Origin of the sequence: Achromobacter sp. (genome assembly GCF_036567245.1) — a bacterium.
Classification (GTDB): Bacteria; Pseudomonadota; Gammaproteobacteria; order Burkholderiales; family Burkholderiaceae_B; genus Achromobacter.
In genome coordinates, this window is the sequence record NZ_DATCUY010000350.1 from 1 (window position 1) to 10,182 (window position 10,182).

Here is a 10,182-nt window from a genome sequence, read left to right on the forward strand (position 1 = left end):
GGCGGGGCGTCCCGTAGCGCCGCCAGCGTCCCGCAGTGCGCGCAGGTTCTCGGCTGCGCTTAGTTCGCCGTTGAGGCCTTCGGCATGGCCCAGGTAGAAGAACTGGCCGCGATACCCGTTGCCAGGCTGCGCGATGCCGCGCCCCTGCCACAGCACCGTGCCGCTGGCGGGCCGCGCCAGGCCCGCAAGTATGCGCAGCAGGCTGGTCTTGCCGCTGCCGTTGCGGCCGTGGATGAACAGGCATTCGCCGGGCGCCACATGCAACGTTAGCCCCTTGAACAGCGGACGCTCCGCGCGCATGCAACCCAGATCCATCGCTTCAAGCATTGCCGCCCCGCCGCTGTGTGGATAAAGGGGCCACTATAGGTATGCGCGTCTGACCGCCAGATTGCTGGAGGTTTACATTCTTGTAATGTTCGGACGGAAACGACCGTGGATCAGCACAGATCGCGAGAATGCGGGCAGAGCAGATGAAAAAGTTCTGATCGGCGCCGCGAATTGCGGCGCCGGTGAGGCTCAGAACCAGATGCGCACGCCGGCCAGGATGGCGCGTTCGGAACGGCTTTCTCCGGCTTCGCTGGCGTAACTTGCGGTCTTGCCGAACTTGCGTCCGAACGACACCCCGACGTACGGCGCGAATTCGCGCGTGACTTCGTAGCGCAGCCGCAAGGAGAACGATGCGTCCGACAGGCCGGAGCCCACGCCGCGGGCCTCGTCATTCTTGCCGTTCAGGCTGGCTTCGATTTCAGGCGTGAGGATCAGGCGCTGCGTGAGCAGCAGATCGTATTCCGCCTTCAGCGCCAGCGCGGTCCTGCCTGATCCGCCGACATAGCCGGTGATTTCGGTCTCGATGCCATAGGGCGCGACGCCTTGCACGCCGAACGCCGCCCAGTTGCGTTTGGGACCGGTGCCGAAATCGCGCCGCGCGCCCAGCTGCAGGTCCCAGAACGGCGAGATCGTATGGCTCCAGAAGGCTTCGATCTTGGCGTCCGTGTTGCCGTTGAGCCGATCGCCCTCGCTCTTGATCCACAGCTTGTTCAGGTCGCGGCCGATCCAGAACTGGCCGTCCCATTGCAGGCTGGTCTGCTCGTTGCGGTCATAGGCGACGCCGAGCTTGTCGAACAGCAGATGGCTGGTGACGACGTTGTCCATCATGTGGGGATGGATGCGGTAGGCGGCGTAGCGTTGCTCCGTGCTGCCGTCGCTGGAGGGCAGGGAGCCCACTGGCGGGCCATTGCGCGGGGCCTCGCCCATGCCAGGCATCGAACTGTGGTCCATGCCAGGCATCGAGCTATGGTCCATGCCCTGCATGGAGCTGTGATCCATGCCCTTTTGCGAGGCCGGAGCCTTGCCCTGCGTCGAGCCATGATCCATGCCCGGCATCGAGCTGTGATCCATGTTGTTCTTCGAAGCTGGAGCTGAGCCCTGCATGGCACCGTGATCCATGCCTGGCATCGATCCATGGTCCATGCCGTTCATCGTGCCGGCCGGCGTTTGCGCCAGGGCCAGTCCGGATGCGGCGGAAAGGAGGGCGGCGCCCGCGACGAGCCCGGGCCAGTGCTTTCTGAATGTGTTTTTTCTCATTATTCCCCCTATTCCACGACGACCGCGCGGAACATGCCGGCCTCCATGTGGAACAGCAAGTGGCAGTGATAGGCCCAGTTGCCGCGCGCGTCCGCGCTGACTCGGTAGCTCAGGCGTTGCGCCGGGTTCAGGCTGATCGTGTGCTTGCGCACCTGGAAATTGCCGTCGGCGGATTCGAGGTCGCTCCACAAGCCGTGCAGGTGGATGGGGTGCGTCATCATGGTGTCGTTGACCAGCACGAAGCGCACGCGCTCGCCGTACTTGAGCACGATGGGCTTGGCCTCGGTGAACTTCAACCCGTTGAACGACCACATGTAGCGGTCCATGTTGCCGGTCAGGTGCAGTTCGATCTCACGGGTCGGCGGCCGATTGTCCGCGGGTTCGACCATCGAGTGGAGGTCGGCATAGGTCAGCACGCGGCGGCCGTTGTCGCGCAAGCCCACGCCGGGATCATCCAGCCGGGTCGAGACTATGTCGGGCACCATGGAGTTGGCAGGGCTGTACTCGGCGGGGTAGGGGTGCTTGACCTCGACCATGCCGCCTTCGTTGGCGCCCGCGCTGCCGGACATGGCGCCATGGTTCATGCCGGCATGATTCATGCCCGCCATGCCTGCCATTCCAGCCATGCCGGCGTGGTTCATTCCGCCCATGGCGCCCTGACTCATGCCGCCCTGCGCGCCCTGGCTCATCGCGCCTGGTGCGCCGTGGTCCATGCCTCCCGCCTGCGCTCCGCCCATGTCCATGCCGGGCATATCGTGAGCCATGCCCATGTCCATCATGGTCAGCACCTGCACCGGGTCCAGCGCCGGGATCTCGGCCTGCATGCCTTCGCGCGGGGCCAGCGTGCCGCGGGCATAGCCGGAACGATCCATGGCCTGCGAGAAAATCGTATAGGCGCGCTCGTCCTGCGGTTCGACGATGACGTCATAGGTCTCGGCCACGGCGATGCGGAATTCTTCCACTTCCACAGGCCGCACGGCCAGGCCGTCGGCGGCCACCACCGTCATCTTCAGGCCGGGGATACGCACGTCGAAGTAGGTCATGGCCGACCCGTTGATGAAGCGCAGGCGGATCCGTTCGCCCGGACGGAACAGGCCGGTCCAGTTGCCGGCCGGGGATTTGCCGTTGGTAAGGAAGGTGTAGGTGGCGCCCGAGACGTCGGCCAGGTCGGTCTGGTTCATGCGCATCTTCTGCCACATGAGGCGCTCGTTCAGCGCATTTTTCCAGCCGGACTTGTCCGCGTCGTCCATCAGGCTGCCGACGGTGGGCTGGATGTAGTTGTAGTAGTCGGGCATCACCTTGAGCTTGCGGAACACGCTCATGGGATCCTCGTCGGTCCAGTCCGACAGCAAGACGACGTAGTCGCGGTCGGCCCGCACCGGGTCCGGGCGCTTGGGCTCGATCACGATGGCGCCGTACAGCCCCGTCTGCTCCTGGAAGCCGGAATGGCTGTGATACCAGTAGGTGCCGCTTTGGCCCACGTCGAACTGGTAGGTGAAGGTCTCGCCGGGGGCGATGCCGGGAAAGCTCAGGCCGGGGACGCCATCCATGCCGGTGGGCAGGATGATGCCGTGCCAGTGGATCGAGGTGTCCTCGCGCAGGCGGTTGGTGACACGCAAGGTGACGCGGTCGCCCTCGCGCCAGCGCAGCGTGGGCGCGGGCAGCATGCCGTTGACCGTGGTTGCGATGCGGGGCGCGCCGGTGAAGTTGGCGGGGCTCTCGCCGATCTCAAGGTCGAACTCGGTGCCCGACAGCACGCTCTGCCGCGCCGGGGCAGCCTGCGCCCACGACGACGGACTCCACAGGCCCATGCCGGCCAGCGCGCCGCCCGTGGCCAGGCCCTGCACAAACCGGCGGCGCGGATTCGAAACTGCTCTACTCATGCTCTATCTCCCCGGTAGCCGGACCGGCATCCCGGCAGTGGATTACTTGACGGAAACCGCACCCTTCATGCCGGCGGGATAGTGTCCGGGTTCGAGGCAGGCGAAGGCGACGCTGCCCGCCTTGTCGAAGGTCCAGACGATGTCGCCGGCCTTGCCCGCTTCCAGGGACACGGAGTTCGGCTCTTCGTGGCGCATGCCCGGATCCTTGAGCATCATCTGGTAGTGGCCGTCCAGGTCCGCGGGGGTTCCCAGCACCATTTCGTGGCGGATCTTGCCGGAGTTGGTGACCTTGAAGCGGATGGTTTCGCCGGCCTTGACGTCGATCTTGTCTGGCGTGAAGCGCATGGCGTCCGTCATGTCGACGGCGACCGTGCGCGAGACCTTGGCGGGGTTGCCGGGCTTGCCGATGGCGGCGACGGCATCATGGCCGCCGCCGTGGCCCGCGCCGTGGCCGGGGGCGGCCATGGCGCCGAAGGAAAGCAAAAAGGCGCCCGCGGCGACGGCGCCCTGCGCGAGTTTCACCAGTTTTTTCATGCGTATCCTCTAGACTCGAATTGGGGGTGGAGGCGCCACTTTAGTGACGCGCTCCACACCGCAACCTGTCCGGAGGATTACTTTCCTGTAATGTTCGGCGCCCGCGAAAGCGTGAAGCCGACTTCGGTGCCCTGTCCGCCGCAGCGGGCGAATGCGTTGCCGCCGTGCATGCGGGCAATGGCCCGGACGATGGCCAGTCCCAGGCCGTGCCCATCGGTACGCCGGCTACGCGCATCGTCGCCGCGGTAGAAGCGGTCGAAGATGCGCGGCAAGGCCTGGGCCGCTATCGGCGCGCCGGGGTTCCGCACCCTGATTTCGATCTCGTCCCGCCGGGCGATGCAGTAGAGGTCGATGCCGCGTCCCCGGGGCGTGGCCCGGATGGCATTGCTGAGCAGGTTCGCGATGGCGCGGCGCAGCAGCCGCGGGTTGGCCATCAGGACCGCGCCGCCGTGGGCCGCCAGGGAAACGCCGGCTTCGTCCAACGCGGCCTCGTAGTATTCGGCCACGCGGGCAACTTCCCGGCGCACGTCCACTTCCTGCAGGTCTCCGGCCGGTTCGCCGCCGTCGGCCCGGGCCAGGAACAGCATGTCGTTGACCAGTGCCTTCAGGCTTTCCAGTTCTTCCAGGTTGGATTCCAGCACCTCGCGCAGTTCCTGCTCGGAACGCGGGGATGACAGGCTGACCTCGGCGCCGCTGATCAGCGTGGCCAGCGGCGTGCGCAGCTCATGGGCCACGTCGGCGTTGAAGCCTTCCATCTGCTGGTAGGCCGTCTGCACCCGGCCCAGCATGCCGTTGAAGGTGTGGGTGAATTCGCGCAGTTCCCGGTCGATGCCCTGTTCCGGCAGGCGCACCGCAAGGTTGTCCGGCTGGATGCGGGCGGCCTGCTGGGACAGGCGGCGCAGGGGCGACAGCGAGCGTCGCACGGCCCATGCGGACAGCACCAGGGTGGCGCCGACCCAGACCACGCAGATCAGGACCAGCGCGGTGGCGAAGGTATACAGGAACTGTGTGCCGGGACGCTGGTTCACGGCCACGGTGAGCTCGGCGCCGGGCAGCAGCGCGCCTTCCAGCGGCATGCGCAGTCCGCGCATATTCCAGCCGTCCTGCGTATGCAGCCTGATCTCGCGCCCGGAGAGCGGCCGCACATCCACGGGCGGCGCGTCGCCGTAGAACACGCTGCCGTCCACGAGGGTGATCCAGGTCTTGAGATTGCCGTGGCCGACCATGATGTTGTCCAGGGCGCCGCGCAGGTCCTGCATCTGCGCGAGCGTGGCCTGCATGCCGATGAGATGGTTGATGAGCTCCAGCTTGCCCGCCACCTCGGTGATCTCCTGGCGCTGCACCTCGCGCTTCAAGGCCCAGAACAAGGTATATCCGGCAATGCTGGACACCACCAGGGCGATGACGCCAAGCAGCAGCGTGAGCCGGATTTCCATGGACGCGATGCGGGGCAGCTTCATTTTTCGCGCAGCTCCAGCACATAGCCCATGCCGCGCACCGTATGCAGCAGCTTGATGTCGAACGGGTCGTCTATCTTCGCCCGCAGGCGCCGCACGGCCACCTCGATGACGTTGGTGTCGCTGTCGAAGTTCATGTCCCAGACCTGCTCGGCAAGCACTGTCCTGGACAGCACCTGGCCATGGCGCCGCAGCATCAGCGTCAGCAGCGTGAACTCCTTGGCGGTCAGGTCCAGGCGCATGCCGCCTCGTTGCGCCTTGCGCCGCGCAAGGTCCATCTCCAGGTCGGCGAGTTTGAGCAGCGTCGATTCCTGCCCGCGGCCGCGGCGCAGCAGGGCCTGGATCCGCGCCAGCAGTTCGGAGAAGGCGAAGGGCTTGACGAGATAGTCGTCCGCGCCGCCCTCCAGGCCGCGCACCCGGTCTTCCACTTTGTCGCGGGCGGTCAGCATCAGGACGGGCGTTTGCTTGTGCTTGCGCAGGTCCGCCAGCACGCCGAAGCCGTCGACGCCGGGCAGCATCACGTCCAGCACCACCACGTCGTAGTCGCCCTCGATGGCGGCATGCCGGCCGTCTATGCCGTCGCGGGCAATGTCGACCACGTAGTTGTGCTCGGTCAATCCTTTGCGGACGTAGTCCGCGAGCTTTCTTTCATCTTCGATCAAGAGGATACGCATGGGGCGCCTCGCTTTCCTTGCACAAATGTAATGAGTCGGTCCGGCTTCTGTAATTGCCGACTGCGTAGAGTTCAGCGTGTCAGCCAAGTTCCCGCTTGGCGGCGCTGAAACACAAGGAGCGATCCATGAATGCTCGAAAATCTATCTCGAAGAGCTTTGAAACGGCCAACGATGAAATTGCCGTTGCGGCGCATTATGCACCCTGCGCATCGAAATGTGCGCAGCAGTTCAGGCCGATGCCGGCCGGTGCAGTCGGTCCGTCCGACGCCTGAACCGGCGCTGCGCGATGAGAATCCTGTACACCAATTTCCATCGCGGCGATGGCGGCGGGCATACGACTTACGTGCTGTCGCTGGCCGGAGCGCTGCGCAACGCGCACGATATCGTCGTGGCCGCGCCGCCGGAAAGCCGCCTGTTCAAGGCGGCCTCGGCGATGCCTGGCGTGCGGGCCGAGGCGCTGGATTTCCGCGGAGGCATGCTGGCCGCGCTGCCCAACGCGCGCCGGCTGCGTCGGCTGCTGGTGCAGGAGCGCTTCGACGTCGCGCACGTCAACGGTTCGGCCGACCATCGCGTGTGCATGCTGGCAGGCCTGGGACTGGGAGCGGACAGCCCCGCGGTGGTGTACACCCAGCATAATGACCGGCCCGCCAACAGCTTCGGCGCGATGCTGCGCGCCCGCATGGCGACGGATCGCGTCATCTGCGTGTCCGAGCACACGCGCCGCAAACTGATGGGCAGCGCATTCGGGCGCTGCGGTTTGCGTACCGTGCGCAATGGCGTGGATGTGGAGCGCTTCAGGCCGCAGGCAGAGGAGGCCGTGGTCGCGGCCCGGCGCCGCTGGCTGACCGAGGCGCAGGCCGGCCGTCTGGTGGTCGGCAGCAACGCCGGCACCGCGGGTTACAAGCGCTGGCTGGACATGGTGGAGGCCGTGTCGTTGTTGCCAGCCGGATTGCGCGAGCGCATCGTCGTCATGATCGCCGGCGAACTTCCTGGGGAACTGCAGCGCCGGCGCGTGCGTGAACTGGGCATGGAAGACCAGGTGATCTTCGCGGGCTTGCTGGACGACGTCCGGTCTTTCGTGGCCGCGCTGGACGTGGGCTTTGTGCTGTCCTCGGAGATGGAGACCATCTCGTTCGCCTGCCGGGAGATGATGGCCATGGGCGTGCCCGTCATTGTCAGCAATGCCGGCGGACTGGCCGAGAATGTGCACGCGGGATTGGACGGCTGGGTGGTGCCGGCGCGCGCGCCGCAGGCCGTGGCCGGCGTGCTGCGCGAAATCCTGGCGCAGCCGCATCTGCTGGGTCCCATGGGCCGTGCGGCCCGGGAAAAAGCCCTGCGGGACTTCGCCTTGTCGCGCTTCGTGGCGGACACGCACGCTGTCTACGTGGAAGCGCTGGCGCAGGCCCAGCGTCCGTTGCGGCTGGCTTGAACCGGCAACGGATGCGGGTGAGGAACGTCAGATCATCGCTTCGCCGCTGTGCCTGGCCGCACGGATGTCCCGCCACAGCGTCACGCACAGCAGGGCCAGGATGAGGGCGGAAATGGCGGGCCAGACCAGGAAGTAGAACGTCAACCACATATCAGTCTCCTTATTGCTTGGGGGGTGTTCAGCCTTGGGCCGGCTGGACTTCGGGCCGTTGGGCAGGCGCTGTGGACATGGTTTCATGCGCTTCCTGGAAGGAAGTCACGCGCTCGGCAAGCAGGCTGAAATCGAAACGCTGCTTGCTGAGCAGGCTCAGGCCGGCGCAGACCGTGGCGCTGACGCCGTAGGCGGTCAGCGATCCCATCAGCACGATGTACTCGCGCAGCGTTCCCACGAAAGCGGGCAGCATGATGAGCATGCCCGCCGCGCCCACGACGAGGGCTGCGGTGCGGCCGAAGAAGCCGAACGTCATGAGACCAAGCACCACGCCGCCGCCGATGGCCGAGCAGATCTCGAAGAACACGGCGAGGCCGCCGGTGATGGGCAGCAGTTCGAAACGCACGATGGTGAACAGGACCACTGCGCTGAGCACCGCGCAGACGAAGGCGCGGTTGTCGACGCGGTCCCAGTAGAAGCTGGCGATGACGGGAAACACGATGGCGCCCCACAGCGCGCCGACGAACACCAGCATGACCAGGATGTCCAGGCGCAGGCTGGCGAAGATGACGCCTATCATCGTCGCGACGATCATGGTGATGCGGCCCCACCACAGCATGCGGCGCGGATCCGGCCGGCCGCCGGCCAGGTTCTTGGCGTACACGTCGGTCATGACGATGGCCGACAGCGCGGCCAGGTCGGAGTCGGCGGTCGAGGAAAGCGAGCCCACCACCAGCAGGAAGAACAGCGCGATGCCGAAGGGCGGCAGATAGGTGGACGCCATCTGCGGGATGATGTTGTTCATGTCGCCGTTGGCGGGTTCCAGGCCGACGAAGAGCGCCAACAGTCCCAGCATGCCCAGTCCGATCACGACGGCGCCGTATCCGGCCGTGGCCGTCAGGAAGGTAGGCTTGATCAGGTCTTCCCGCACCGCGAACAGGCGCTGGGCGATGGTCTGGTTGCCGATGGCGTAGGCCAGCACGGCCACGAAGTAGGGCGCGCCCTGCTCCAGGATGGCGCGGGTGGAATAGAAGTCCGCCTGGTCGGGACTCAGGCGCCACATGTTTTCCGACAGCAGATCGGGGCCGCCCGCGTTGAAGAAGATGAGCGGAATGATGATGACCGCCGCGATGATCATGGCGGCCAGCTGCGCGAAGTCCGTCATCACCGAGGTGCGGAAACCCGACCACAGCGTATAGGACAGCACGCCCAGCCCAGCGATGAGCACGCCCTGGATGAAGGTCAGCGGGCTCAGGATGGACACCAGCGCGCCTGCCGCGGTGAAGTTAACCATCAGGCTGATGCAGCTGCCCACGATGTTGGACACCGCCATGATCATCTGGCTGGATGTGCCGTGCCGCGCATGTATGACCTCGGCCAGCGTGTGGGCCTTGGGCGCCAGTTTGCGGAAACGCTTGCCGAAGGGATAGATGAAGAGAATCATCAGCGCGCCCCAGAAGCCGTAATGCAGCGGGCCCGACAGGCCGTACTTGTAGCCCGAGGTGGCGCTGGCGTAGAACGAGGCGGCCCAGATCCAGGTGGCGATCATGCTGGCGGTAGACAGGCCAAAACCGACCGCGTTGTTCGACACCATGTAGCCGTCCACGTTTTCGTTCTTCTGGCTGATCAGCAGCGACATGAGGAACGTGGCGCCGTAGAAGCCCACCAGCAGTAGGATGGCGGTGGTGCCGGATAGCTGAAAGAATTCTGTCTCTTGCATCGTCTTCGTCCTTTCTCCTTGACAGCGTGTTCATGACGGACAGTCATGGCTGCATGAAGGCCGTTTTTCGCGGAATGCGCAGGGCGGCAAACCCCGATGACGTAGCCGAAACACCAGACGAACGGCCAGTAGGCGCGATCGCATGCCTGCCCGGCGAAGGCGCGGCAAGCGCAGCCCCCGGACGGACAGCAAAAAGGCACACCGTATAGGTGTCTTGCTGCCGCATTGCGCAGAACGCTGGTTGCTTTAGACGTTGCCCGATGCGGCGAGCGATGGTCCTGCCTGGTAAGCAGGAAAAATTGTTCCGCAGCCTTTACAGCTGGGTTTGGGTGTTTCGGCGTTGCACGCCGGGCCGCTGTGCGCGGCCTTGTGATGGATGCTTCCAGGCGACGTGCATCGTCTGGCTGCATGCGTAATGAACTACAACAGCGGCCAAGTATAGGGACATACCCCGCTCTAGTCCAGCATACGTTCATCAGGCGTACGCGCGGCGCGAGTCATCGGGCCGCGCTATCGCGATTCGCATTGGCGGGCATCGCAACACTTAATTGGCCGTGGCGGGCGCGCTTCGATAAGGTGGGAGGGTTCACACAAGCGGCCGTGCCGGCGGCATGGCTGCGCGCAACACCAAGGCGAAACATGACAGACCGCGTATACATCAATGCCGTCGGAGCAGACGGCAATCCCTTATTCATGCACGTGCGGGATGGCCGCATCTTGACGCTGGGCGCCGAGCCGCCTGCCGCCGCCG

The 10,182-nt window shown here is 65.5% G+C and carries 10 protein-coding genes; 2 read left to right on the plus strand and 8 right to left on the minus strand.

Annotated elements, in window-relative coordinates; all coding sequences use genetic code 11:
* The 6 genes from VIR09_RS15250 to VIR09_RS15275 all read right to left on the minus strand — a co-directional run.
* The coding region (locus tag VIR09_RS15250; RefSeq protein ID WP_332013630.1) for an ATP-binding cassette domain-containing protein at positions 1-327 on the minus strand (327 nt) is incomplete at its 3' end.
* Positions 328-516: 189 nt separating this feature from the next.
* Positions 517-1,398, minus strand: a complete 882-nt coding sequence (locus VIR09_RS15255) for a copper resistance protein B (RefSeq protein WP_414639427.1) — start codon at positions 1,396-1,398, stop codon at positions 517-519.
* 194 nt (positions 1,399-1,592) lie between these two features.
* Entirely contained in the window at positions 1,593-3,467 is a 1,875-nt protein-coding gene (locus VIR09_RS15260) for a copper resistance system multicopper oxidase (protein ID WP_332013631.1), read from the minus strand.
* 42 nt (positions 3,468-3,509) lie between these two features.
* Complete coding sequence (locus VIR09_RS15265) at positions 3,510-4,001, minus strand: cupredoxin domain-containing protein (RefSeq protein ID WP_013396341.1); 492 nt, start codon at positions 3,999-4,001, stop codon at positions 3,510-3,512.
* A 77-nt stretch (positions 4,002-4,078) separates the two neighbouring features.
* On the minus strand, positions 4,079-5,461 hold the full coding sequence (locus VIR09_RS15270) for a heavy metal sensor histidine kinase (RefSeq protein WP_332013632.1): 1,383 nt from the start codon (positions 5,459-5,461) through the stop codon (positions 4,079-4,081).
* Positions 5,458-6,132, minus strand: a complete 675-nt coding sequence (locus VIR09_RS15275) for a heavy metal response regulator transcription factor (protein WP_332013633.1) — start codon at positions 6,130-6,132, stop codon at positions 5,458-5,460. Before VIR09_RS15275 ends, VIR09_RS15270 begins: the two co-directional genes overlap by 4 nt.
* Positions 6,133-6,257: 125 nt before the next feature.
* On the opposite strand from VIR09_RS15275, the gene VIR09_RS15280 reads away from it, so the two are divergent.
* Together VIR09_RS15280 and VIR09_RS15285 are read left to right on the plus strand one after the other, a co-directional pair.
* Entirely contained in the window at positions 6,258-6,404 is a 147-nt protein-coding gene (locus VIR09_RS15280) for a hypothetical protein (RefSeq protein WP_332013634.1), read from the plus strand.
* Between the two features lie 14 nt (positions 6,405-6,418).
* Positions 6,419-7,561 (plus strand): glycosyltransferase, encoded by a 1,143-nt coding sequence (locus tag VIR09_RS15285; protein ID WP_332013635.1) that lies wholly within the window; start codon positions 6,419-6,421, stop codon positions 7,559-7,561.
* A gap of 27 nt (positions 7,562-7,588) precedes the next feature.
* On the opposite strand, the gene VIR09_RS15290 is transcribed toward VIR09_RS15285, so the two are convergent.
* Together VIR09_RS15290 and VIR09_RS15295 are read right to left on the minus strand one after the other, a co-directional pair.
* Entirely contained in the window at positions 7,589-7,711 is a 123-nt protein-coding gene (locus VIR09_RS15290) for a putative transporter small subunit (RefSeq protein WP_332013636.1), read from the minus strand.
* A gap of 28 nt (positions 7,712-7,739) precedes the next feature.
* Entirely contained in the window at positions 7,740-9,431 is a 1,692-nt protein-coding gene (locus VIR09_RS15295) for a sodium:solute symporter family protein (RefSeq protein ID WP_332013637.1), read from the minus strand.
* Positions 9,432-10,182: the final 751 nt, after the last annotated feature.

Coding starts and splice junctions, on each gene's coding strand:
- VIR09_RS15255 (WP_414639427.1), bottom strand. CDS start 1,398: ATGGATCACAGCTCGATGCCGGGCATGGATCATGGCTCGACGCAGGGC.
- VIR09_RS15260 (WP_332013631.1), bottom strand. CDS start 3,467: ATGAGTAGAGCAGTTTCGAATCCGCGCCGCCGGTTTGTGCAGGGCCTG.
- VIR09_RS15265 (WP_013396341.1), bottom strand. CDS start 4,001: ATGAAAAAACTGGTGAAACTCGCGCAGGGCGCCGTCGCCGCGGGCGCC.
- VIR09_RS15270 (WP_332013632.1), bottom strand. CDS start 5,461: ATGAAGCTGCCCCGCATCGCGTCCATGGAAATCCGGCTCACGCTGCTG.
- VIR09_RS15275 (WP_332013633.1), bottom strand. CDS start 6,132: ATGCGTATCCTCTTGATCGAAGATGAAAGAAAGCTCGCGGACTACGTC.
- VIR09_RS15280 (WP_332013634.1), top strand. CDS start 6,258: ATGAATGCTCGAAAATCTATCTCGAAGAGCTTTGAAACGGCCAACGAT.
- VIR09_RS15285 (WP_332013635.1), top strand. CDS start 6,419: ATGAGAATCCTGTACACCAATTTCCATCGCGGCGATGGCGGCGGGCAT.
- VIR09_RS15290 (WP_332013636.1), bottom strand. CDS start 7,711: ATGTGGTTGACGTTCTACTTCCTGGTCTGGCCCGCCATTTCCGCCCTC.
- VIR09_RS15295 (WP_332013637.1), bottom strand. CDS start 9,431: ATGCAAGAGACAGAATTCTTTCAGCTATCCGGCACCACCGCCATCCTA.